Source organism: Pseudodesulfovibrio sp. (genome assembly GCF_028692895.1).
GTDB lineage: Bacteria > Desulfobacterota > Desulfovibrionia > Desulfovibrionales > Desulfovibrionaceae > Pseudodesulfovibrio.
Genome location: NZ_JAQUWN010000018.1, coordinates 20,314 through 43,616, shown reverse-complemented (window position 1 = coordinate 43,616; position 23,303 = coordinate 20,314). Strand labels below are relative to the sequence as shown.

General features: G+C 65.4%; 18 protein-coding genes. 17 read left to right on the top strand and 1 reads right to left on the bottom strand.

Annotated elements, in window-relative coordinates; translation table 11 throughout:
- Positions 1 to 155 precede the first annotated feature (155 nt).
- From PHP91_RS06510 to PHP91_RS06460, 11 genes are all read left to right on the top strand, one after another.
- Positions 156 to 1,886, top strand: coding sequence for a tetratricopeptide repeat protein (locus PHP91_RS06510; RefSeq protein WP_300138630.1), 1,731 nt, complete (start codon positions 156 to 158; stop codon positions 1,884 to 1,886).
- A gap of 109 nt (positions 1,887 to 1,995) precedes the next feature.
- The gene (locus PHP91_RS06505; protein WP_300138627.1) at positions 1,996 to 3,231 is read left to right on the top strand and encodes an NAD(P)-dependent oxidoreductase; all 1,236 of its coding nucleotides are present in this window, start codon (positions 1,996 to 1,998) and stop codon (positions 3,229 to 3,231) included.
- A gap of 318 nt (positions 3,232 to 3,549) precedes the next feature.
- Positions 3,550 to 6,456, top strand: coding sequence for a hypothetical protein (locus PHP91_RS06500; RefSeq protein ID WP_300138626.1), 2,907 nt, complete (start codon positions 3,550 to 3,552; stop codon positions 6,454 to 6,456).
- A 31-nt stretch (positions 6,457 to 6,487) separates the two neighbouring features.
- Positions 6,488 to 7,648, top strand: a complete 1,161-nt coding sequence (locus tag PHP91_RS06495; RefSeq protein WP_300138623.1) for a putative sulfate exporter family transporter — start codon at positions 6,488 to 6,490, stop codon at positions 7,646 to 7,648.
- 12 nt (positions 7,649 to 7,660) lie between these two features.
- Positions 7,661 to 7,813 carry a hypothetical protein gene (locus PHP91_RS06490; protein ID WP_300138620.1) on the top strand — a complete coding sequence of 51 codons (153 nt, stop codon included), beginning with the start codon at positions 7,661 to 7,663 and terminating at the stop codon, positions 7,811 to 7,813.
- Between the two features lie 9 nt (positions 7,814 to 7,822).
- Positions 7,823 to 8,026: a hypothetical protein gene (locus PHP91_RS06485; RefSeq protein WP_300138617.1), complete on the top strand. Its 204-nt coding sequence runs from the start codon at positions 7,823 to 7,825 to the stop codon at positions 8,024 to 8,026.
- Between the two features lie 19 nt (positions 8,027 to 8,045).
- A complete protein-coding gene (locus PHP91_RS06480) occupies positions 8,046 to 8,342 on the top strand; it encodes a helix-hairpin-helix domain-containing protein (protein ID WP_300138614.1) in 297 nt (98 codons plus the stop codon).
- Between the two features lie 9 nt (positions 8,343 to 8,351).
- Positions 8,352 to 8,813, top strand: a complete 462-nt coding sequence (locus PHP91_RS06475) for a cytochrome c family protein (protein ID WP_300138611.1) — start codon at positions 8,352 to 8,354, stop codon at positions 8,811 to 8,813.
- 11 nt (positions 8,814 to 8,824) lie between these two features.
- A complete protein-coding gene (locus PHP91_RS06470) occupies positions 8,825 to 9,520 on the top strand; it encodes a DUF1573 domain-containing protein (protein WP_300138608.1) in 696 nt (231 codons plus the stop codon).
- A 159-nt stretch (positions 9,521 to 9,679) separates the two neighbouring features.
- Complete coding sequence (locus PHP91_RS06465; protein ID WP_300138605.1) at positions 9,680 to 11,623, top strand: ATP-binding protein; 1,944 nt, start codon at positions 9,680 to 9,682, stop codon at positions 11,621 to 11,623.
- Between the two features lie 3 nt (positions 11,624 to 11,626).
- Positions 11,627 to 12,982: a sigma-54 dependent transcriptional regulator gene (locus PHP91_RS06460; RefSeq protein WP_300138602.1), complete on the top strand. Its 1,356-nt coding sequence runs from the start codon at positions 11,627 to 11,629 to the stop codon at positions 12,980 to 12,982.
- A 69-nt stretch (positions 12,983 to 13,051) separates the two neighbouring features.
- On the opposite strand, the gene PHP91_RS06455 is transcribed toward PHP91_RS06460, so the two are convergent.
- Positions 13,052 to 13,969: a transporter gene (locus tag PHP91_RS06455; RefSeq protein WP_300138599.1), complete on the bottom strand. Its 918-nt coding sequence runs from the start codon at positions 13,967 to 13,969 to the stop codon at positions 13,052 to 13,054.
- Between the two features lie 682 nt (positions 13,970 to 14,651).
- On the opposite strand from PHP91_RS06455, the gene PHP91_RS06450 reads away from it, so the two are divergent.
- From PHP91_RS06450 to PHP91_RS06425, 6 genes are all read left to right on the top strand, one after another.
- Positions 14,652 to 16,145 carry an aryl-sulfate sulfotransferase gene (locus PHP91_RS06450; protein WP_300138596.1) on the top strand — a complete coding sequence of 498 codons (1,494 nt, stop codon included), beginning with the start codon at positions 14,652 to 14,654 and terminating at the stop codon, positions 16,143 to 16,145.
- A 128-nt stretch (positions 16,146 to 16,273) separates the two neighbouring features.
- The gene (locus tag PHP91_RS06445) at positions 16,274 to 17,713 is read left to right on the top strand and encodes an aryl-sulfate sulfotransferase (RefSeq protein ID WP_300138593.1); all 1,440 of its coding nucleotides are present in this window, start codon (positions 16,274 to 16,276) and stop codon (positions 17,711 to 17,713) included.
- A gap of 79 nt (positions 17,714 to 17,792) precedes the next feature.
- Entirely contained in the window at positions 17,793 to 18,119 is a 327-nt protein-coding gene (locus PHP91_RS06440) for a helix-hairpin-helix domain-containing protein (protein WP_300138590.1), read from the top strand.
- Positions 18,120 to 18,399: 280 nt separating this feature from the next.
- Positions 18,400 to 20,538, top strand: a complete 2,139-nt coding sequence (locus tag PHP91_RS06435; protein ID WP_300138587.1) for a transporter substrate-binding domain-containing protein — start codon at positions 18,400 to 18,402, stop codon at positions 20,536 to 20,538.
- A gap of 94 nt (positions 20,539 to 20,632) precedes the next feature.
- Positions 20,633 to 22,465, top strand: coding sequence for an ATP-binding protein (locus tag PHP91_RS06430; protein ID WP_300138584.1), 1,833 nt, complete (start codon positions 20,633 to 20,635; stop codon positions 22,463 to 22,465).
- Entirely contained in the window at positions 22,458 to 23,105 is a 648-nt protein-coding gene (locus tag PHP91_RS06425) for a response regulator transcription factor (RefSeq protein WP_300138581.1), read from the top strand. Before PHP91_RS06430 ends, PHP91_RS06425 begins: the two co-directional genes overlap by 8 nt.
- Positions 23,106 to 23,303 lie beyond the last annotated feature (198 nt).

Here is a 23,303-nt window from a genome sequence, read left to right as displayed (position 1 = left end):
GGCGCGCAGGGCCATGGTGGTTCGCGGGGAGTGCGGAGGCCGCGGTTGCCGGGCGGCCATGGGGGGTTGACTTTTCGATTCGCCGGTTGTTGTCATCTTCCGCGGCAGCGTGTAGCTATCGTCAATAGTTCCAAGCCGCGCGTAAAGGAAGAGCCATGCTATACGATTATCTGGTCTTAGGTAACTGCCAGTCTAGCCGAATAGCCACTAGATTGACGGGACGCCATTCAGTTAAGAATTACATTCTTTCCTACCCTGGTTTTTTCCCGAATGCTGGCATCGACATTCAGCGTGAATGTTTGATCGAGGCTTTTGGCGAAACGTTGTATCGGATTTATATGAAGTCTGGAATAGTCTTGCCTATTCCGTCGTTGGGCGATCTGATAAAACACGATTACAAAAACATTGTCATAACAATTCCTCACAAGCGGGTAATACATAAGATCGGCGATGCGTATCTCGGGAGTAATTTCAATGTTTCAAAGCTTGGCATCGAGTGCGACCAATATGAACCGCCGATGGGGTATGTGGACTCGTATGTCAATTTGATCGACCAGTTGAAATCGGCGTACCCCTCTTCCCGGCTCACGGTTGTTGTCAGGGCGTCCGGGAAATGGTTTCAGGACGGATTGTGCACGTGTTGGTTTGACGATTGGGCTGACCATGTTGAGGAATTCAATCGCAAGGTCCTGAATAATAGCCGTTTTGACGGATTGAGATTTGTCTTTCTGGACGATTTCATTCCCGCCTGTCCCGGTCGGGACAGTGAGTCGTATGAGACCATCTATGTCGATGGAAGAAAGGTCGTTGATGTAGAGCACTTGCCGGGCGCCATATGGGATGACGTGGTGAAGGAGATCGTTTCTTCAAGGCCTGCCGCGGGCCGTGAGGTGGCCAGGGAGCCTTATGACAAGTTTATCCCGTTGAAGGATTTCACTGAATTCAAGGCGACGTGTACGTTGGCGAGGCTGCTTGTCAATTCCGGGATGGCTGAAGAAGCCTTTCGTGTATATGAAATCGCGACGAGGTGCAGTTCTTTCAGGGTCATTGACCTGGCTGGGGCCACATGCGGCATTCTTCAATATTACAACTGGGACGCCTGTTGCGAGGCCTTGAGAGACGTCATCGGCAAGGTCGGCGAAGGGGATGCCGACTTTTTGTTCGAGCGGATTTATTCGTTTCTGATTGATGCGAATCGGTTTGAGGAGGCGGAAGCGGTGTTTTTGCGGGCGAAAGCCAGGAGCTTCAGCCTGTTGCAGTCGCGGGGAGTCTATTTCAGGAAGAACGGGCAGTATGATGAGGCGTTGGAAGCGTTCAATAAGGCGGAAAATGTAGCTCGGGATGTCGATTCCCGGAATACCGCCATACAGGAGCAGAGCGTGACGCTTTTCGAGAACGCCAGGTTTGATGCTTCATTGAGGAATCTGGAAAGAATCACCCCCAAGACGAGCCTGCTGGACGGTCATGCCGTTGTCTGGGTTGGAGGGGATGCCGCTGATGTGCGGGACTGCTTGTTGATAGGGACGGCGCCGACGCTTTTGACAGGTTTTCTGGTGGATCGTCTCATGGGGTTGGGCGGTCGGGTCTCTTTGCTCGGCAGCAGCAGGACGCCGGATTCCATTCGTGAAAAGGTCGACTTTTTTGCTCCGCTTCCCGGCGGGAAGATAGAGCGCGGGATGGCGCTCGACGCGTCCCTCTCCGCGCTAAGGGGAAAGGCGTTTACGGCAACGGTAATCGCGACATCCGGCATCAAGGTCGAGCTGTACGCGAATGTGCATGATTTCGCGGCAATGTTCAAAGCCGAATCCATATACTATTATTCAATGAGCCAACTCCTGCACAGGTATCGGCTGGATCATTTTTTCCGGCGCAGAGCCCTTTGCTGATCGGCGGGCCGGGCAGGCTTGCACAGGTTTGCGTGTTTCGCCCAAGTGGGATAGGACCGCTCCTTCCGCCGCGTGACGGCGGGGAGTCACCGCTACCGAGAGGAAAGGAATGGGAAAGCACATCCTGGAAGAGGCGTCGCGCTGCCTGCAGTGCAAGAAGCCGCTGTGCAGCAAGGGCTGTCCGGTCTCGACCCCGGCAAACAAGGTCATCGCGGCCCTGCTGGAGGGCGACCTGCGCAAGGCCGGGGCCATGCTGTTCGAGAACAATCCCCTGACCGCCGTCTGCTCGCTGATCTGCCCGCACGAGAATTTCTGCGAGGGGCACTGCGTCCTCGGCCGCAAGGGCGCGCCGGTCCAGGTCAGCGACATCGAGCAGTACATTTCCCGCTACTACCTGGAGCAGGTCCAGCCCCAGCGGCCGGTCAACGGGAACAACGGCAAGCGCATCGCCATCGTCGGCTCGGGCCCCGCCGGAATCACCGTGGCCTTCCTCCTGGCCGGGCAGGGGTTCGACATCACACTGTTCGAGTCCAAGGAGCGCATAGGCGGCGTGCTTCAGTACGGCATTCCCGACTTCCGCCTGCCCAAGGACATTCTGGAGAAGCTCAAGGAAAAGCTCCTGGGCCTGGGCGTCAAGATCCGCCCCAACACCCTGATCGGGCCGGTCATCGGCATCGACGACCTGTTCCGCGACGACTACAAGGCCGTGTTCATCGGCACGGGCGTGTGGAACCCGAGGCCGCTCAAGCTCCGGGGCGAGACCCTGGGGCACGTCCATTACGCCATCCACTACCTCAAGAACCCGGGCGTCTATTCCCTGGGACGCAAGGTGGCGGTCATCGGCGCGGGCAACGTGGCCATGGACGTGGCCCGCACCGCCCTGCGCAAGGGCGCCCAGGAGGTCACGATCCTGTACCGCCGGGGCGAGGACGACATCTCGGCCACCCGTTATGAATACCAGTACGCCAAGATCGACGGCGTCCGCTTCCGGCTCCACACCATGCCCGTGGAGATCACCGACAAGGGCGTGGTCGTCATGGACACGCGAAACGTGGTGGGCGAGGACGGCCGAACCCGCGTGGAGCCCGTCGAGGGGTCCGAGTCCCTGTTCGAGGCCGACTCCGTGTTCATCGCGGTCAGCCAGGCCCCGCGCAGCAACCTCGCCGGACTGGAGGTGGGCAAGACCGGCCTGGTCATCACCGACGAGGAGGGCCGCACCACCCGCCCCGGCGTGTTCGCCTCGGGCGACGTGGTCACCGGGGCCAAGACCGTGGCCGAGGCCGTGAGCCTGTCCAAACGCTCTGCGCGGGCCATCATCGACTACGTGGCCGGGCTGGACGGCTGATTTTCGGCCCGTTTCCGCTTTGCCGACGCACCCCAGGGGGCTCCGGATTTTCATCCGGTGGCCCCTTTTTCTTGGCCGCGTCCGGGGAGCGGTCCGCCATCCCTGGCGGAACCCGGCAACTGTGCGCGGGGTTGAACAGGGACGAAAGATATTGTGCGGCATGGCGCACACATGAGGTGGGCGGCCCGAGAAGGGGTGGCGCATAACACATTGAAAAGATTTGAATGAAGCGCAGGCAGCGCGCTTGGTACGCTTCTTGTTTCCCTGGGGGCACGATGTCCCGTGGATTTTGGAATCACCTTTTAGGGAAACAGGAACATGCAACACGCACTCAGACTTCTGGCCATCACACTGGCCGTACTGTTCGCGCTTCCGGGCGCGGGCTGGGCCGCAACCGATCCGCACGGCCTTTCGCCGTCGGCGGACATGACCTTCCTGCCGCACCTGGCGGGACTGCGCAACAAGACCTACAAGAATCAGTACGGACAGAAGAAAAGCCTGTCCGAGGCCATCGTGCTGCGCGGCAGCGAGATCAAGGACGGCGCGGCCACGGTACAGCCGGGCGGCCTGTTCTACCTCTCCGAGACCTCCCATGACGCCCGGCCGCTCATGCGCGACCCGTTTCTGGTCCTGGGCGAGCACGCCTGCCTGGTGGACCTGAAGACCGCCATGCGCGAATACCGCGACGTGGCCCTGAACAAGGGCGACCGCGCGCCGCTCGGCGACTCCGGCTACCGGCTCTGGTTCGACTACTCCACCGACCACTACGAGGTCCCCTACGCCGAGTTCGCGGTCATTTCGCCCTCGGGCGGGTTCCCGCTGGAGTTCCCCATCGCCTCGGAGTTCCCGAAGCGCGAGGAGGTGCGCGACATCCATCTCGAAGAGGGGCTGAACCCGCAGTTGGAGAAGTTCTACCTGGACAACACCTATTATTTCGGGGCCAGCCGCTACGTGGCGAGCAAGGTCGGGTTCGACGACGCCGAGTTCTCGTCCATCGCGTTCCCGGAGATCACCGAGGCGACCTTCTCCCTGCAGCGGCCCGTGATCCTGGAGGTCCGGCAGGAGGACTACCGCTTCTATCTGAACAAGCGGATTTACGCCTTCCGCCGGCCGGACGGCTTCCTGATCCGGGTCACCAACTTCACGGGCGGCCAGGTGCTGGCCGAGAAGCTGGTCAAGCCGGTCACGGCCCAGGAGTACAAGACCCGGCCCGACCAACTGGACAAGTACCACCTGACCATCCCCGAGCTGGACATGCGCGTGGAGATCGTCATGGACCCCGCCTTCCTCAAGGACTCGGACTTCGTGCCCTGGTCCACGGGCAAGGCCCACGGCTATTCCTCGGGCTACTTCTCCTTCGTGGTCTACCGCGACCTGGTCACCGTGAAGAACGGTCAGCCCTGGCCCCTGGACAAGCGCTACAACGTGGTCCTGGAGCCCAACCTCAAGACCGGCATGCTTCAGCGTCTGGTCCTGGAGAACAACGAGCCCGTGACCTTCGACAAGGACCACGACGCCTACGCCGGCCCGGTCAAGTATTCCGACGTCTGGAACCGCACGGCCTTCAAGGTCGTGGTCAAGGACCTGGACGGCGACGTGGCCCGGAACATCTACGTGCGCGACTACTATGGGATGCGCACGGACAACATGGTCATGTGGCCCAATGAGGGCAAGGCCGACATCGACTTCTTCCTGGGCTCCTCGCCCGTGCTGGAGCCGATCATCGAGCGCTCCTTCCTGACCCGGCTGGCCGATTCCTCCTACGGCACCGTGGTGGAGGAGTCCCGGTTCAGCTCCTATCCCAAGGTCATCTCCGACGCCTCGTTCTATGAGCCGGACCACACCGCGCCCTTCGTGCCCCGCCTGGGCGGGCTGATGCGCAAGGTCTCGCGCAACCGCAACAACGAGCGGCTGCTCTCGGCCGAGGCCGTGGTCATCCGCGGGTCCTACGTGGACTACCGCAACGGCCGCATCGTCATCCCGCCCGCCGGGCTGTGCTACACCTCGCGCAACGCCCGCAACATCCGCACCCTGGCCGGGGAGAGCTTCTTCCTGCTCGGCCGCCGGGCCTACCTGACGACCTTCTCGTCCGGCACCTTCGTGCGCAAGGACTTCGACCTGGACTTCTGGAAGAACCAGCCCATGGGCGACGGCAACCTGATGTACTGGCAGGACGAGCTGCTCGGCGAGCGCAACAAGGCGCTGCGCTACACCGGCGAAACCTACCTGGACGACCGGCCCGTGGCCTCGCTCTCGCTGATGAAGTACTCCGGCAACCGCTGGGGCGCGCACTTCTACCTGGCCCAGGGGTTCGACAAGGAAAAGGAGGCGGGCGACCGCTACTTCATGCCCGACCTCTTCTCCGAGGGCGCGACCTACATCCAGCCCGAGTACATCGGCTCCAACTACGTGAAGATCAGGGAGTTCGGCACGCCGTCGCTCCAGAGCATCAGCTACACTTACAACAAGCCCAAATCCCTGGCCCTGGGGGCGGGGGAGAGCGCCGGGCTCGGCACGTTCACCCTGCGCTGCGACGCGGTGGACCCGCAGGCCGGGACCCTGAACCTGGCCCTGCTCGACAAGTCCGGCGCGGTGGTCGGCTCGAAGACCGTCGGTCCCCTGGACGACGCGGCGCGCAGGCTGCTGCCCCAGCACATGGAGACGGCCCGCAGGATGCAGTTCAAGGTCGGCGCGGTCATGGCCGAGCTGGACGTGAAGCATCCCTTCAAGGACGGCAAGGCCAACCTCTGGCTCTACACCGGCATCCAGGAGCTGGAGCGCGACACCCCGTTCGAGTTCGACCCGCGTTTCATGGTCCGGCCCGACGTCTGCGGCCACTGCTACCAGCTCAACGAGGTCCTGCTGGACAACCCCGAGCCCATCGTCCTCGACAGGGAACACCCGGTCTTCGAAGGACCGAAGAACGCCCAGGGCGAGCCGCTGTTCCGCATCGTCATCGACAGCTTCGACGGCGAGATGGTCCAGGCCTGGCACATCGAGACCGGGGAGAAGGACGAGCTCCAGCGCACCGACAACCTGGCCTTCCGTCCGCGCAACAACGTGGACGTGCTGGTGGGCGTCAACGGCACCATCGAGGGCTTCCTGCGCCTGTCCATGCTGCCGCGCCTCGGGTTCATGGACCACTGGCGCGTGGGCTCCAGGGCTCCGCACGAGAAGTTGAGCGGCTCCGTGAACACCGGCGGCTCGGCCCACATCCGCCGCTAGCCGACGGTCAAGAGAAATCACGAGGAAAACAATGAATACCAATAGCATGGCAATAAACTACGATCTGAACCGAAAGTCCTGGTTCAGCTCGCTCTATGGCCTGCGGGAGGTCCTCCCCGGCCTGCTGGCGATGTTCTTCATCGCCATCTTCAGCAACAACCTGGCGGGCGTGCCCAACCCGTTCACCCTGGAGAACCTCTTCGCCTGGCTGGACGGGGTCATCGGCCCGCTGCACCACCAGTCGTTCTTCCAGATCATGAACTCCAACTTCGTCTGGAACCCGCTGCTCCTCGGCCTGATTCTCGGCAACGTGTTCGGCGTGCCCGACTGCTGGAAGCGCGGCCTCTCCTACATCCACATGCTCATGCCGCTCGGCATCATCATGCTGGCCCCGCACTTCATGGTCGGGCACGCCTTCAAGCTCGGCGCGGCCCCCATCCTGATCTGCACCGCCTTCCTCTTCCTGACGGCCACGGTCACCCTGTGGGTGTCCCGGCTGCTCCGGCTGGACGACCGGCACGGGTCCATCATCGCGGGCGGCCTGGCCACCGGCGACCCGCACGCCTGCGCCATCCTGATGCCGCTCATCAAGGCCAAGGGCGGCCAGGTGGTGCACGCCACGGCCTGCGTCATCGTCTTCGGCCTCATCGCCATGCAGCTCCTGCCCGTGCTCGGGGAGTGGGTCGGCATCCCGCCCAAGTACCTGGGCCTGGCCTCTGTGGTCGGCGTGGGCAACGGCTCGCAGGCGCTCTACGCGGCCTTCGGCGGCGGCTACGAGGCCGGGCGCTGGGCCACCTGGTTCGATGTGGGCCGCCACGTCATCATGCCCGCCGGGTTCCTGTACGTGTTCATCGTCATGTTCGTGCGCAAGCTGCGCCGCCGGAACGACCCGGAGGTGCTCGCCACCCGGGGCGTCAAGACCTTCCCGGTCTGGCTCGGCGTCTTCGTCTTCCTGTGGGTGCTGGCCTGCCTGCACGTCTTCAAGGAGCCCGCGCACCACGCCGTTTTCGCCATGGTCAAGTGGGACTTCTCCCTGGCGGCCGCCGCTCTGGGCCTGTCCCTGTCGTTTCGCGAGATAGCGGGGCACGGCTTCAAGGGGTTCGCGGTGACCTGCATCGCCGGGCTGATCCGCATCGCCCTGCTGCTGGCCGCCATCCTGGTCTGCGTCAAAACCGGCCTGCTGCCGGCCTAAGGGGAGGGAACAATGAGCCGACATCCGCACACCACCGACGAACACGGCTTCGACTTCATGGCCAACACGGGCCGGGAGGAGCAGGACCGGGACTGCCTCGGCATCCTCTTCGCCCTGGCCGTCATGGCCTGCGTCACCGTCAGCCAGTACCTGGGACTGCTGTAGGAGGAGATCATGCACGGCATCTACTACGTCATCCTGCCCCTGTTTGCGGTCCTGCTGGTCCTCCTGACCACGGCCGCCCTCTACATGGGCGTTTTCCGGGCCCATCGCGACGGCGCGTCCGCCGCCAGGAAGGCCCTTTCCGGAGTGGCCAGCGGGGCCCTTGCCTGCCTGGCCTGGTTCTTCATGTACAGCCACCAGTATCTCGGCTGGTAAACCTTTGAGGAGTTCTTCCATGAAAAAACTGATTATCGCCCTTACCCTGCTGCTGGCCATGGCCATCGCCGCCGCCCCCGCCTTCGCGGGAGGCAACGACGGCAAGCTCAACCTCAACGTGGCCACGGTGCAGCAACTGGAGGCCATCGACGGCGTCAGCCACGAGCTGGCCGAGAAGATCATCGCCCTGCGCAAGCAGAACGGCGAGTTCGTGGACATGTCCGAGCTGCTGGACGTGGAGGGCGTGGACAACACCCTGCTGCGCAAGCTCGACAAGGTCCTCTACATCGAGCCCGCCTCGGATTGTAACTGCTAGGGGAGCGCCATGAACCGCCTGCTCCTGATTGTCGCCCTGGCCTGTTTCGCGGTTTCCCTCGCGGCGGCCGTGGTTCGCGCCGAGCTGTTCGGCGACTACATGGGCTACACCGCCTGCGCGGAGTGCCACGCCGACGTCGTCAAGGGATGGAAGACCACCCCCCACGCCAACGCCTTCGATGACCTGAAGCAACAGGGCGAGGAAAAACAGTCCGTGCCGGGCTGCGTGCGCTGCCACGTGGTGGCCATGGACGCCGACGGCGGGTTCATCGACATGGACCTGACCCCGGAGCTCAAGGACGTGCAGTGCGAGGCCTGCCACGGCCCCGGCCGCAAGCACGCCGCGTCGCAGGACCCGGCCGACATCGTCGCCAGGCCGGGCGAGGCCGCCTGCCGGACCTGCCACACCGAGGGCCAGGACCGCAACTTCGACTACACGGTCAAATCCCGGCTCGTGCACGGGGAAAAGTGAGGAAAAGGAATATGAAACTTCGCATCATCGTCCCGGTCTGCGCCCTGGCGCTCTGTCTGGCGGGGGCCGCCTTTGCCGGCCAACTGAAGATCAGCGACACCCAGGTCATGTTCGGCAACATGAAGGAAGGGCCGGACGCGCAGAAGACCATCACCCTGACCAACGTCTCCGGGGAGCGGGCCGTGGTGGCCAACGTCTCCACAAGCTGCGCCTGCACCACCACCCGCATGGACCGGACCGAACTGGCCCCCGGCCAGACGGCCACCATGGTCATCACCTACCATACCTTCAAGTATCCCGGTAAGTTCGACAAGACCGTCCATGTCTTCACCGGCCCGGACGGCAAGACCGAGGACGTCATCCACATCCTGGGCTACGTGGACCCGATCCCCATGGGCGTCATGGAGGTGGAGCCGCGCAAGGTGGACGTCGGCGTCCTGGCGGCGGGCAAGGCCAACCCGGTCTCCGTGCAGGTCAGGAACGCGGGCGACGCGCCCCTGAAGGTCACGGCCGTCAAGTCCCAGAAGACCGGCGCGACCTACTGGTCCGGCGACCTGACCGTGGCCCCCGGCCAGTCCGCGCCCTTGGGCTTTTCCGTGGCCCCGGCCTCTGCCGGGCGGTTCCTGGACGTGGTCATGATCCACTCCGACGCCCGCAACGACATCGGCAAGGGCTACAAGGCGGTGCTTCTGGGCAAGGTCGAGTAATTTCATGCAAAACCTCCTCAACTGATGAACGCGCAAGCGTCATCGAACCCCCTCTCCTCGAATTCCCCCGGCGCTACGCCCGCCGGGGGAATTCGTCGCGCCGGAAGTCCGGCCCGCATGGCGCTGGCGCGTCGGGCCGGATTGCTATACCTTCGCGCCATGAGCAGGTTGGTCCGGACATTTTTCCTGTGCGCGGCGCTCCTCGCGGCCGTGCTTGTCGGCCGGGGCGAGTGCCGCCAGGTCTATCGCGTCGGCATCCGGGCCATTTCGCCGCCGTTCTCCTTTTTGGCGGTGAAGAATGGGGAGCAGGGCGTGCGCGGCTATTCCGTGGACGAGATGGTCATGCTCGGCCAGATCATGGGCGCGGACATGGAGTTCAAGCCCCTGCACGACCTGGGCGAGCGGCAGGACATGTTCCTGAACGGCTCGGTGGACATCCTTGCCCACGATTCGCAGTTGGTGGCCAGGGACCTGAACGCCCTGTTCATCCCGGTGGGCATCAGCCTGCGCCACCACCTCTACGTCAACAAGAACTGCCGTTCAGTGACCTGCCTGCGCGACCTCACGGGCCGCAAGGTGGTGGCCATCACGGCCGCGCCCTACAGCCCGGAGATCCAACTGGGCCATGACGTGGTCTGGCTGGCCTCGCCCATGGAGGCGCTGAACATGGTCAGCCAGGGGATCATGGACGTCTTCGTGGCCCCTTCCGAGCGGGTGGCCGACGACCTCATCGAGCGCTATCAGATCCCGAACATCATCAAGAAGGGCGTGGTCCTGGGCGAAAGCCCCCTGGGCATCCTGGTCTCCAGGGACCGGCCCGAGCTGGCCGAGCGGGTCCGCAAGGCCTTCGTGCACCTCCAGGAGACCGGGCTGGCCGCCCAGCTCCGCGACAAGTGGTTCGGCAAGCCGACCATTTCCGGGGACATCCGGGCCTTCGTCCGGTACGCGGGCATCGCCTCGGGCGTGGCGGGCGTCATCTTCGTCGTCATCGTCATCTGGAACGTCTCGCTCAAGCGGCGGGTGGAGCGGGTGACCACGGACCTGCGACGGACCGAGCAGCGCTATCGCGACCTGATCGAGTCCTCGCCCGACATGATTTTCCTGGTCAACGAGCAGGGCGACATCCTGCACGCCAACGAGCGGGTTCACGCCTTCCTCCGGCCCACGGGCCCGGTGGTCGGCGGCAACCTCAAGCAGGTCGTCACCCGCGAGTACGTGGACGAGATCAGCGCCTTCCTGGACAAGGTCTTCAACGACGGCTGCGACAAGCACGAGCTGGTCATGCAGGGCGCGTCCTCCCGCCCCATGGAGGTGGAGGTGGCCGGGCGGATCATCCAGGGGTCGGACCGGGCCGAGCTGCTGGCCTGCCTCTTCGCCCGAGACGTCACCGAGCGCAACCGCATGGAGGAGGAGCTGATCCAGTCCGAGCGGCTGGGCATCATCGGCAAGATGGCGGCCAGCCTGGCCCACGAGATCAACAATCCCCTGGGCGTCATCCAGGCCAACGCCGAGGATCTGGTCTTCGAGGAGGGGCTCTCCCCGGATGTCAAGGAGGGGCTGCTCGCCATCCAGCGCAACGCCATCCGCGCGGGCGAGATCACCAAGGGGCTTCTGGAGGCGGCCACGCCGAGGCCCATGAGCATAGAGGTGCTTGAGGTCGGCGCACTTGTCCGCGACGCGCTTCTGCTGCTGGGCAGCCAGAGCAAGCGCCAGCGGGTGGAGGTGCTGGTTCCGGACGAGCCGATCCACCTGCGCGGCGACGAGCGCGCCCTGCAGCAGGTCCTGATGAACCTGGTCTTCAACTCCCTGGCCGCGTCCGAGGCCCATCAGCCCATCCGCATCCTGGCCGCCCGGGACGGGGGGGAGGACGGTGGCACGGTCCGCATCGAGGTCCGCGACAGCGGCAAGGGCATCCTCAGGGACAAGCTGACGCAGATTTTCGAGCCGTTTTTTTCGTCGCGCAAGGGCGGGTTCGGCCTGGGGCTGTTCATCACCCGCCGCATGGTGCAGCGGATGGATGGCCTGATATTCGCCGAGTCCGAGCCGGGCAGGGGCACCTCCATCTTCCTGGAGTTCCCGTCGGCGCGGCCCAAGGAGGATTGAGCCATGCCCGAAAAGATATTGCTGGTCGACGACGAGCAGGACCTGCTGGTGGCGCTGAAGCGCTCCCTGGCCCGCCATGGGTACGTGGTGCACACGGCCGCCACCGGGGCCGAGGGCTGGCAGGCCCTGGCCGAGACGGCCTACGACCTGGTCATCAGCGACCTTGCCATGGAGCCCATGAGCGGCCTGGAGCTGCTGCGCCAGATTCGGGCCATCGACCACATCCTGCCGTTCATCATCATGACCGGGGCCGGGTCCATCGAGACCGCCGTGGAGGCCATCAAACTCGGGGCCTACCATTACATCACCAAGCCGTTCAAGACCCAGGAGCTGGCCCTGCTGGCCAGCCGGGCCATCGAGCACGGGCAGCTCCACCGCAAGCTGGAGAGCTTCAACCTCCAGTCCCAGGAGTCGGACTCCGAGTCCATGGTCATCGGCAACAACGCCGTGATGCAGCAGATGATGGCCGTGGTGGAGAAGGTCTCGGACTCCGACGTCTCCATCCTCATCCAGGGCGAGACCGGCACCGGCAAGTCCCTGTTCGCCAAGCGCATCCACAACGCCAGCTCGCGCTCGGGAAAGCCGTTCTTCACCATCGACTGCGGGGCGCTTTCCGAAAACCTGCTGGAGAGCGAGCTCTTCGGCCACGTCAAGGGCGCGTTCTCCGGGGCCGTGCGGGCCAAGCGCGGCCTGCTGGAGGAGGCCCAGGGCGGGACCATCTTCCTGGACGAGATCGGCGAGCTGACGCCCACCACCCAGGTCAAGCTGCTGCGGGCCATCCAGGAGAAGGAGATCAAGCCCGTGGGCGGCAACATCCCCATCAGCGTGGACGTGCGCTTCCTTTCGGCCACCAGCCGCAACCTGGACGAGGCCGTGGAGACCGGCGAGTTCCGCAAGGACCTCTATTACCGGCTGGCGGTCATCCCCCTGCGCCTGCCCGCCCTGCGCCACCGCCAGGAGGACATGGTCCTGTTCGTGGGCCACTTCGTGCGCAAGTTCAACGCGCGCTACAACAAGTCGGTCCAGTCCCTGACCCCCGGGGCCATGCAGACCCTGATGGATTCGCCGTGGAAGGGAAACATCCGCGAGCTGGAGAACGTCATCGAGCGGGCCGTGCTTCTGGCCGAGGGCAAGACCATCAGCGTCGAGGACCTCTGCGCCCATCCCATGTGCTTTCCCGAAACGCCGGGGGAGGACGGGCAGGGCGCGGTTTCCCTCAAGCAGGCCGTGGAGAAGGCGGAGATCAACGCCATCCGCCAGGCCCTGACCGCAGCCGACGGCAACCGCTCCAAGGCGGCGAAAATCCTGGGCATCGGCCGCCGGACCCTCTACGACAAGATCGACGCCTACAACCTGTGATCCGCGCCGCCGGGTCGGGAGGGAGGCCGGTTCGGGGAACCGGCCTCCGGTGTTTGTCGCCCGGCCCGATCAGTCGAACAGGGCGCCGAGGTTGAAGGCCTTTATCAGCTTGAATTCGAGCCGGAAGTCGTCGGAGCCGACCTTGTTGCTCTCATACCAGCGATGGACCGGGGCCTTGGCGACCAGGCCCATGTTCAGCTTCCAGGGCTTGTACTTGTAGGCCACCTTGGGACCCGCGTACCATTCCACGTAGGCGTCGCGCTGGCCGTTGTGCAGGTATTTGGACTCGTCGCTCATTTCCCAGGACGACTCCACGCCCAGATCCCAGTATTCGTTCAGGGCGTATGCGTAGCCCAGGTTCCAGCGGTACCTGTCGCCCTTCTGGTAGTCCCGCGCGCCCTCGGTGAAGGTGGCGGCGTTGACCTCGGTGTCGAAGCGGTTGGCGCCCAGGAAGTAGGTGGCGCCCACGCCCGCCATGACGCCCCAGGCGTCGTTGCCCGCGGAGTTGGAGGAGTGGGGCCCCACCGTGCCGGTGGGCACGATCCCGCCGAAATCCACGCCCACGGAGAACCAGTCCCCGGCCTTCTGGTCGAAGAGCCGTTTGTGCAGCAGCACGGCGGTGTCGCCGACGCCGTACACCTCCCGGTTCGAGGTGGTCGTGTTCTGCATGCGGACGTTGTAGATCGGGGTCGCGGTGCGGATGTCCAGACCGTCGATGATCCCGTAGCGGGTCTTGAAGACCTCGTTGAGCTTGGTGGTCTTGGTGTTGCCGTTGACCCGGCTGTCGCTCTCCCAGATGCCGTTGCTCTTGGCGTAGGACACGTTGCCGCCCACGGCGAAGACGCCCGCGGGAATGCTGAGGCCGCACGGGCCGAAGCTCGCGCCCACGGGCCCCCAGGCGGTGGGCGCGGCCTCCTCGGCGTGGGCCGGGCCCAGCAGCAGTGCGAGCAGCAGGCCAGTCACCGCTCCCATTCGTAACCAGTTCATCCTCATTCTCCTTTTGGTCGGCGCGGACGGCGGGGGGACTGACGCACGGGCCGGGGTTGCGCGCCCGCCGCCTGAAGCCTCGGATCCCCGTGATCGAACTGGGCGGCGGGTCCGTCGGCCGGTATCGCCAACGGGTTCGCGCCGTTAATCAAAATTCGTTCCATGATGCGGTGCGATGGCGGCGGCCGTTTGCGGGCAGGACGCGCGGCGCGGACCGCAACGGGCGGGAAAACCGCATCGGGCCGTGCCATCCGGGCGGGAGGGGGAGGGCGGCGAAAACAACTCGGCCGGAGCGCCGGTTCGGGCCCGGGGCCGCCCGGTTGCGCGGGGGCGGCCGCTTGAAGGACCGGTTTGTGCGGGGGGCGGCACAGTGTGTGCGCGCATGCGCCCGGAGCGGCTGGGCGGCTCCGGTGTTTCATGTTTGTAACAATGCGGATTAACCGTATTTTTTTACGGCGACGCCAGTGGCATGAAACTTGGTTTACCCCAGGTGCATTTCGTGAGGTCACAGCCGGGAGGTCGCCCGGCCGCATTGGCGGCGACGGCGACCCGTGATTCCGGCGCCGACCCGTGGCGGAACGCTCTCCCGAGCGGCCGCCCTGGGGGGAAACGGCGGCGGTGCGGACCGGACGGGATGTCCGTGTCGACAACAACCGTGTTTGGAAACAGAAAGGAGGAAAGAGTGCGAAAACTGCATCGATGGCACATGGCTCTCCTGCTCGGGATCATGCTGATGGGACTGAGCGCGCAGGCCTTTGCCTATGAAGCCATCACCGGCCCGACCGGTGTATTGTTCTATGATCGGGCCAAGGCCTACCAAGGCTACACCCTGTTCGATCCCACGGTGGCCAGCAAGACCACCTACCTGATCGACATGCAGGGCAACATCGTCCACACCTGGACCAGCGAGTACACCGCGGGCCTGCACTCCGTGCTGCTGCCCAACGGCCACCTGCTGCGCGCCGGCGCGGTGCCCAAGAAGGCCGAGGAAGGCTACTGCGGCATCGGCGGCGCGGGCGGCATCATCGAGGAGTTCGACTGGGACGGCAACAAGGTCTGGGAATACAAGCTCTTCACCAAGGGCAAGGAGATCCAGCACCACACCTTCTGCCGCATGCCCAACGGCAACACCATGATCCTGGGCTGGGAGACCATCTCCAACCGCGAGGCCATCAAGCTGGGCCGCAACCCCGTGACCGTCCCCCGCAAGCCGATCATGTCCAAGGGCATCCCCACCGACAAGTTCTGGATGGACTTCGTCCGCGAGGTGAACCCCGAGGGCAAGACCGTCTGGGAATGGCACGTCACCGACCACATCGGCACCGGCCCCAAGAAGCTCGACTTCAACTACATCCTGCCCGAGCCCATGGGCGGCACCTACGCCAACTACGACTGGTCCCACTTCAACACCGTCAACTACATCCCCGAAACCGACACCGTGGTCCTGAACTCGCGCAACCTCTCCGAGTTCTACTTCGTCAACCACAAGACCGGCGAGATCGAGTACCGCTGGGGCAACCCTTCGGCCTGGGACACCACGGCCCGCAAGCCCGGCTACTGGGATGACGGTTCCCAGAAGATGTTCGGCAACCACTGCGCGACCCCGCTCAAGAACGGCCACATCCTCCTCTTCGACAACGGCTCCGAGCGTCCCCAGGACCGCCGGTCCCGCGCCCTTGAGGTCGATCCCAAGACCGGCGAGATCGTCTGGCAGTTCGCCACTCGGCACACCAACAGCTTCAACTCGCACCGCCAGGGCGCCGTCCAGCGGCTGGCCAACGGCAATACCCTTATCACCTCCACCCACGGCGGCCACATCTTCGAGGTCACCATGGACGGCCAGGTGGTGTGGGAGTTCATCAGCCCGATATTCGCGGGCAAGATCAAGGCCGTGGTCAACAACAACGACGCCTTCGCGCCCGACGCGCACCTTGACGCCATGACCAATATGGTGCACCGCGCCTATCGCTACGGCGAGGACTACCCCGCCTTCTACGGCAAGTCCCTCACCCCGCAGGGGTACATCGGCGGCGACGACTGCCCGCGGTTCTTCCGCGACTATCACGCGGGCGCAGTGGTCGCCGCGCCCGTCCAGGCCCCGGCGGCGGCCGCCAAGGCTCCGGCCAAGGCAGCCTCCGACGACGGCGGCGACGGACCGGCCATGGTCGCCTACTAGTTGATGATCGGCGACGGGTTCCGGCCGCGCGCCGGAGCCCTCCGCGCCGGGGCAGGGGGCATTCCCCCGGACCCGGCGGCAACAGAACACAGCCCGAGCCGCACCCAAGGAGCGGCAAAGGAGACGAGATGAAACGACGCGAGTTTATCACCGGCGCGGCCGTGGCCGTCACGGCGGCGCTGATAAATCCGGTGAAGGCGCTGTCCTTCCCCACGGTCTTCCCCCACGGAACGACCATCTATCAGCCGGACAAGTGCTTCAACGGCTACACCGTGTTCGGCACCGAGGTCGAGTCCGAGGGCACGGTGCTCATCGACATGAACGGCAACGTGGTCCGGCAGTGGAAGGACATCTGCCAGGCCGAGCACCCGCCCAAGCTGCTCAAGGGCGGCTTCCTGGCCGGTTCCAAGCGCCCCGCCCCCGAGAAGAAGGGCCGCGTCTGGGCCGATCCGGACTCCACGGACCTGGTGGTGGTGGACTGGGACGGCAAGGTGCTGCGCAACATCCCCAGGGCGGGCATGCACCACGACTACCAGTTCGAGGGCAACCCCGTGGGCTACCATGTGCCCGGAATGCCGCTCGACAACTTCAAGGGCAACCTCCTGATCCTGTCCCACAAGTTCACCCACAACCAGTTCATCTCCGACAAGGAGCTGTATGACGACTATCTGGTCGAGGTGGACGCGAACGGAAAGGTGATCTGGGACTGGACGGCCTCCGAGCACTTCGACGAAATGGAGTTCCCGCTGGAGTTCAAGAAGACCATGTACAAGTTCCCGACGTTCTCCATGACCCGCACTCCCGGCAGGAAGGGCGGCGACTGGATCCACGTCAACTCCGCCTCCTACCTCGGTCCCAACAAGTGGTGGAGCGAGGACAAGGAGAAGTACGCGGCCTTCAATCCCGAGAACATCATCATCTCCTGCCGCCAGACCAACACCAACTTCATCATCGAGAAGAAGACGGGCAAGGTCGTCTGGCAGGTCGGACCCGAGTTCTACAACGACTCGGTCTGGAAGTTCGGCGGCAAGGAGTACAAGCGCGCCCTGTCCAAGCTCGGACAGATCATCGGCCAGCACCACACCCACATGATCCCCAAGGGGGTGCCGGGCGAGGGCAACATCCTGGTCTACGACAACGGCGGCTACGCGGGCTACGGCGCGCGCAACCCCGGAGCGCCCGTGGGCTGGTCCGACGCCCGCCGCGACTACTCCCGCGTGATCGAGTTCGACCCCTGCACCCTCAAGGTGGTATGGGAGCACTCGGCCAAGCAGATGGGCCTGCGCAACAAGTACCAGTTCTACTCGGACTACGTCTCCTCGGCCCAGCGCCTGCCCAACGGCAACACGCTGATCACCAACGGGGCCGTGGGCCAGTTCCAGGAAGTGACCCCGGATCACGAGATCGTATGGGAATACATCAGCCCGTACTACACGCAGAACGGCAACTACAACCTGGTCTACCGGGCCATGCGCGTGCCGTATGACTACGCGCCGCAGCTCAAGGCTCCCCAGGAGATCAAGGTGACGCCTCCGGACAACACGACCTTCCGGGTCCAGGCCGGTTAAAAGGACACCTCCCACAAAGGACGGGGCGGCCTCCCTCCCGAGGCCGCTCCGTCCGCCACAAGAGAAAGGAAAGAACATCATGAGAAAGACCGCAATCATCGTTTGCCTGGCGGGCCTGTGCCTGCTCTTCGCCGCCTCCGCCTTCGCGGGAGGCGTCGTCAGCTTCAACAAGGCCACCGTCGAGCAGATCATGGCCATCGAGGACATCGACATCCCCGAGGAGCTGGCCAAGGCCATCGTGGACTACCGCAAGGCCAACGGCGACTTCAAGAGCGCCGAGGACATGCTCAAGGTGCCGGGCATGACCCAGGACTTCATGGAGGAGCTCAACCCGCAGGTCACCAAGGACGGCGACGTGATCTTCGATCCCAACGCCGAACCCGCGCTGGCTCCGTCCAAGTGCTAGCGGACCATCCATGGCGCACGCGGGGGCCGCTCCGGAAGGGGCGGCCCTTTCCGTGTCCGCCTCGTCGCCCACCGGTCGCTTCCGCCTGGACATAGTCGCCGAATTCTGCTCAGGTGGAAGTAATCGGGAAAGTCCCGCCTTTCCTTGACGGGGCGCAACGAATTCGGTTCAGCCGGGGGACGGCGGTTGCGGCGGAGCGCCGAAACGGCCGCTGGTCTTGGCCCTAGGGCCGGGCAGGTAACCTATGAGGCACTTGAAAACAGTTATTTCCGGCGCCATCATGCCTGGGCCGTGGCCGCGCCGTGCGCGGCTGGCCGCCCTTGTCCTGCTCGCCTGCTGCCTGTTGGCGGCCGTTACGTCCGCTGCCGCCGGGCCCGACCCGGCCCTCCGTCTCACGCCCGAGGAAAAGGCCTGGCTCGCCGAAAACGGGAAGGACATCCTCTACGCCCCCAATCCCAACTGGCCTCCCGGCGACTACGTGGAGGACGGGGAGCACAAGGGCGTCGTCGCCGACTACATCCAGCTATTCGAGCAAAAGCTCGGGGTCCGGTTCCGGCGCGTTCGCTACAGCGATTGGGAGAGCCTTTACCACGGCATGATGACCGGCGAGTTCGACCTCGTCGGCGCGTGCCAGCAGACCGAGGAGCGCGAGAAGGTCTTTGTCTTCACCAAGCCATTCCTGGTGACGCGGCTGGTGGTGCTGACCCGGACGAACCGCCCGCGCATGAAGTCCCTGGACGACCTCAACGGCATGACGGTGGCGGGCATCGAGGGCTATTCCAGCCTGGATTTCGTGAGGGCCGACTATCCGGGGGCCCGGATCGTCGACTGCGATGACGACCTGACCGTCCTGCTGAAGGTGTCGGCGGGCGCGGCCGACGGGGCCGTGGTCGACTACATGGCCGCGAGCTACCTGGCCGACAAGTACGGCATCACCAACCTGCGGTACGACACCGAACTCAACCAGCACTGGGACCTGCGCTTCGCCATCAACAAAAAGAAGGCGATGTTGCGGGCCATCCTCGACAAGGCGCTCGGAACCATCGGCGACAGGCAGCGGCGGGAGATCTACAACCGGTGGGTGGGCATCCGGCTCGAACACGCGCCGGGCTTTTTCGAACGCAACCTGCAGGCCATCCTGGTCCTCTCGGGCGTGCTTCTGGTCCTGCTGGTGGGCGTGGCGTTCTTCAACCGTTCCCTGCGGCGGCAGGTCGAGGCGCGTACGCGGGAGCTGCGCCGAAGCGAGCGGGTCCTGCGGGACGCCAGGGACGCGGCCGAGGCCGCCAACCGGGCCAAATCCGAGTTCCTGGCCAACATGAGCCATGAAATCCGCACCCCGCTCAACGGCATCGTGGGTATGCTCAAACTCATTGAGACGACCCCGCTGAACGGGGAGCAGGCGGACTACGTGGGGACCGCCATCCAGTCCAGCAACCGGCTGACCCGGCTGCTTTCCGACATCCTGGACCTCTCCCGGGTGGAGGCGGACCGGCTCGAAATCGTGCGCGAGAGCTTCGACCCCGGGGACGCCATGGCCGCCATCGGCCAGCTTTTCGGGCCCAGCGCCAGGGAGAAGGGGCTTGAGTTCCGCGTCCGCATGGCCCCCGACATGCCCGCGCGGGTGCTTGGCGACGCCGTCCGGTTGCAGCAGATCCTCAGCAACGTGGTGGGCAACGCCATCAAGTTCACCAACGAGGGGAGCGTCGAGGTCGAGGCCAGCCTCCTGCCGCCGGCGCGGCCCGAGGAGCGCCGGTTGCTGTTCACGGTCCGGGATACCGGGATCGGCATCGGCGACCAGGCGCTGGGGACGCTGTTCTCCCCGTTCACCCAGGCGGACGGCAGCTATTCCCGCCAGTTCCAGGGGGCCGGGCTGGGGTTGGCCATCACGGCGCGCCTCACCAGGCTCATGGGCGGGGCCATCTCGGTGGAGAGTGCGGAGGGCGTCGGGTCGACGTTCCGCATCGACATCCCCTTCGGCAGGACGGAGGACGCTTCGGTCGCCGAGGTCGCACCAGCGTCGTCCGAGATCCGGTCCCCGGCCCCGCAGCGGGTGCTGATCGTCGAGGACGACCCCGTCAACCGTTTCGCCGCGTGCCAGATCGTCAAGCGACTGGGGTACGAGGCCGTGGCCGTGGCCGATGGGCGCGAGGCCCTGGAGGCGCTGCGCAGCCAGCCGTTTGACAGCGTGCTGATGGACGTGCAGCTCCCGGTTATGGACGGGGTGGAGGCGACCCGGCGCATCCGCGGCGGCGAGGCCGGGGCGCAGAGCCGGGCCATCCCCATCATCGCCATGACGGCCCACGCCATGAGCGGCGACCGGGAACGCTTCCTTTCCGCCGGGATGGACGACTATCTTTCCAAGCCCGTGGACATCGAGCTGTTGCGCGCGGCGCTCGCCCGGGCGGCCCGGACGGCGTAGGAATCGGCTCGGGCGTCGGCGCGGTTTGCGGCCACCGGCGAATGCGGTTATGGAGGGGGGACGCAAACCACCCGATCCGCCAGGACAGGAGACCATGCCCGCAACCAATTCCGGCTCCGGACTCTCGGAGCGCCTCAAGAAGCAATTGTTCCTGTACGTGGCCGGGGCCCTGCTGGTCCTCGCCCTGGGCGTGGGCGTGTCCTTCGTCGCCACGCTATTCGGCCAGCTCAAGCAGGCCGAGGAGGACGGGCTGGCCCACATCGCCAGGACCCGCGCCCAGGCCGTGGGGGAATGGTGCTGTCTGGCCCGGAGCCTCGCCCTGCAGGTGACCAGCCGGACCCGCATCCGCGAGGAGCTGGCCGCCTACAACGAGGGGCGGATTCCCATCGGGGAACTGGCGGCCTTCACCCGGCCCAAGCTTGAGGACGCCATGAACCTTTCCCGCGAGCTGATGGGCGTCACCCGGCTGGACCGGGAGGGGCGGCAGGTCGTTTCGGTCGGCGCGGCGGTGCCGGAGGCCCTGCGGACGCACCTGCCCACGGCCGGGGACGGTCCCCGCTTTTCTCCCCCGGTCCGGCTGGGGGACGCGCCCTGCCTCGTCATCGCCGCGCCGATCCTCGATCGCGAATCCCGGCCCGTCGGCACCGACCTGGTGGTCATGAACATCGGCCGCCTGCTGGAGATCGTGCACCGGACCGGGAGGACCCATCGCGGGGGCGACGCCAATCTCGGCTATGCGGCGGACGGCGGCGCGGCCCTCTTTCCCGACCCGGCGGGCGGGCTGCCGAAGCCCACGTCCAGCCGGCGCGAGGCCCTGGCCCTGGCCGTGGCCGGGAATGCGGGCATTCTGGGCTCGGGGGACGAGGTCACGGCCTATCAGCCCGTCGACGACTCCGGCTGGGGTCTGGCCATCTCCATCGACGAGCGGGAGCTCTACAACCCGCTGCGCCTGCGCCTGATCCAGCTATCGCTTTACTCGCTGCTCATCTACGCGGTCTGCCTGATCGTCCTGTGGCGGGTGCTCCGGCCGCTCACCGGGCGGCTCCTGGTCCATGCCTCGGAGCTGGAGTCCGAGATCGACGCCAAGACCGCGGACCTGACCGCCGAGCTCGACGCACGGCTCAAGGCGGAGCGCGCCCTCCAGGAGGCGCACCAGCAGTTGGAGGACCGCGTCCGGGAGCGGACCCGCGAGCTGGCCGAGGCCAACGAGGCCCTGCGCCAGACCCACGGCCGCCTGGAGCAGGAGCACGAGCAACGCAAGCTCCTGTCGCGCAACCTGATAAACCTGCTGGAGGAGAGCCGCATGGACGTGGCGCGCGAGCTGCACGACCACACCGGCCAGCTCCTGACCACCCTGCGCCTGGACCTCCAGGCCGCCCTGGAGCGGACCCCGGCCTCGCCCGGCGACGGCTGCCGCCTCCAGTTGGAGAGCGCGGCCGACAAGGTCACCCTGGTCCAGCGCGACATCAAGTCCATCTCCAAGGGGCTCCGGCCCGACACCCTGGAATACATGGGGCTCGCCCAGGCCGTGGGCACGCTGCTCGACGAGTACCGCGCCGCCACCGGCCTCGACATCCACTTCTTCCACAAGGGCGTGCCCCGGCGCTTTGACAGCCGCAAGGAGCTGGCCCTATACCGGATCACCCAGGAGGCCCTGACCAACGTGGCCAAGTACGCCCACGCCCGGAAGGTGCACGTCAGCCTCATCCTGCGCGACCACCGGCTGGGCCTGACCATCGAGGACGACGGCGACGGGTTCGATCCCGAGGCCGTGTCGGCCCAGGCCGGGAGCTCGGGCAGCCTGGGGCTGACCCTGATGCGGGAGCGGATGGTCCAGCTCGAAGGGACCTTCCACCTGGAATCCGCGCCGGGCCGGGGCACGCAGATCCTGGCCGAACTGGACATATCGGAGGCCGACGATGCCTAGACGCACCCTGCTCATCGTGGACGACCACCGCGTGGTCATCGCGGGCATCCGCAGCCTGCTCGACTCCCTGGCGGACGTGGAGGTGGCGGGCGAGGCCACGGACGGGGCCGAGGCCGTGGAGCTGGCCCGCAGGCTGCGGCCGGACCTGGTCATCATGGACATCTCCATGCCGGGCATGGACGGGGTGGAGGCCGCGGGCCTGATCCGCGAGGTCTCGCCCGGGACCCGGATCGTCATCTACACCATGCACTCGGACCAGCGCTTCATCCTGGAGCTGTTCAAGGCGGGCATCTCCGGCCACGTCCTCAAGGAGGGGCCGCCCTCGGACCTGTGCGCGGCCGTGGAGGCGGTCATGCACGGCGGCACCTACTTCACCACCATCGACCCGGCCGCGCTCCTGCGCCAGCTCGCACCGGAGCGCGACGGCAAGGCCCCGCTCCTCGACCTGCTCAGCCCGCGCGAGCTGGACGTCTTCCGGCTCCTGGCCGACGGCCTGTCCGTCAAGGAGGCGGCCGCCCGGCTCAACATCTCCCCCAAGACCGTGGAGACCCACAAGTACAACCTCATGGAAAAGCTCGACGTGGCCACCACCACGGACCTGACCAAGCTGGCCATCCGCCACGGCCTCATCTCGGTCTGACGCGCCGTCGTCACACGCCCTGGGGAAATTCCCCACCCCCGGCGGTCCGCCGCGCCGTCCGGCTGCGATCCTGTTTTGCAATCCGTTGAATTAACGCTATAAATTTTTGCGAGTCCTGTCCGGGCGCGCCGAATTTGAACCGTCAAATCAGAAGTCTCCCGATTGTTCGCGTCACGGTTTCGCCGCATGGTGAGGGCA

Coding starts and splice junctions, on each gene's coding strand:
- PHP91_RS06510 (WP_300138630.1), top strand. CDS start 156: ATGCTATACGATTATCTGGTCTTAGGTAACTGCCAGTCTAGCCGAATA.
- PHP91_RS06505 (WP_300138627.1), top strand. CDS start 1,996: ATGGGAAAGCACATCCTGGAAGAGGCGTCGCGCTGCCTGCAGTGCAAG.
- PHP91_RS06500 (WP_300138626.1), top strand. CDS start 3,550: ATGCAACACGCACTCAGACTTCTGGCCATCACACTGGCCGTACTGTTC.
- PHP91_RS06495 (WP_300138623.1), top strand. CDS start 6,488: ATGAATACCAATAGCATGGCAATAAACTACGATCTGAACCGAAAGTCC.
- PHP91_RS06490 (WP_300138620.1), top strand. CDS start 7,661: ATGAGCCGACATCCGCACACCACCGACGAACACGGCTTCGACTTCATG.
- PHP91_RS06485 (WP_300138617.1), top strand. CDS start 7,823: ATGCACGGCATCTACTACGTCATCCTGCCCCTGTTTGCGGTCCTGCTG.
- PHP91_RS06480 (WP_300138614.1), top strand. CDS start 8,046: ATGAAAAAACTGATTATCGCCCTTACCCTGCTGCTGGCCATGGCCATC.
- PHP91_RS06475 (WP_300138611.1), top strand. CDS start 8,352: ATGAACCGCCTGCTCCTGATTGTCGCCCTGGCCTGTTTCGCGGTTTCC.
- PHP91_RS06470 (WP_300138608.1), top strand. CDS start 8,825: ATGAAACTTCGCATCATCGTCCCGGTCTGCGCCCTGGCGCTCTGTCTG.
- PHP91_RS06465 (WP_300138605.1), top strand. CDS start 9,680: ATGAGCAGGTTGGTCCGGACATTTTTCCTGTGCGCGGCGCTCCTCGCG.
- PHP91_RS06460 (WP_300138602.1), top strand. CDS start 11,627: ATGCCCGAAAAGATATTGCTGGTCGACGACGAGCAGGACCTGCTGGTG.
- PHP91_RS06455 (WP_300138599.1), bottom strand. CDS start 13,969: ATGAACTGGTTACGAATGGGAGCGGTGACTGGCCTGCTGCTCGCACTG.
- PHP91_RS06445 (WP_300138593.1), top strand. CDS start 16,274: ATGAAACGACGCGAGTTTATCACCGGCGCGGCCGTGGCCGTCACGGCG.
- PHP91_RS06440 (WP_300138590.1), top strand. CDS start 17,793: ATGAGAAAGACCGCAATCATCGTTTGCCTGGCGGGCCTGTGCCTGCTC.
- PHP91_RS06435 (WP_300138587.1), top strand. CDS start 18,400: ATGCCTGGGCCGTGGCCGCGCCGTGCGCGGCTGGCCGCCCTTGTCCTG.
- PHP91_RS06430 (WP_300138584.1), top strand. CDS start 20,633: ATGCCCGCAACCAATTCCGGCTCCGGACTCTCGGAGCGCCTCAAGAAG.
- PHP91_RS06425 (WP_300138581.1), top strand. CDS start 22,458: ATGCCTAGACGCACCCTGCTCATCGTGGACGACCACCGCGTGGTCATC.